This is a genomic window from Bacillus sp. SIMBA_031 (assembly GCF_046535225.1).
GTDB classification, from domain to species: domain Bacteria; phylum Bacillota; class Bacilli; order Bacillales; family Bacillaceae; genus Bacillus; species Bacillus velezensis.
This window is the reverse complement of record NZ_JAWRXC010000702.1, coordinates 1-234: the sequence shown is the minus strand read 5'-3', so window position 1 is coordinate 234 and position 234 is coordinate 1. Positions and strand designations below refer to the sequence as shown.

Genomic DNA, 234 nt, shown 5'->3' with positions numbered 1-234 from the left:
AGTTGAAATCGCTCAACCGATTTACAAAGTCACTCAAGGTAATCTTATTGAGTATTATGACCATGACTACATTAGGGATAACTCATATGAATCTGGCGTTGGCAAAATTTTCATTTCACATGGTGATGGATTTTCCCCGATAGAGAGAGACGAAAGTGTTACTTGTAGGACACCAGAACCTAAGAAAGATTTTGGTCATGTTGAAGTAGTTCGTCCAATCCTTGAACTTCAAAT

General features: G+C 37.6%; 1 protein-coding gene. It reads left to right on the top strand.

The window, feature by feature from the left end; genetic code table 11:
- Positions 1-234 (top strand): hypothetical protein (locus SB724_RS21885; RefSeq protein ID WP_410573186.1); only part of this gene is annotated, 234 nt, incomplete at both ends.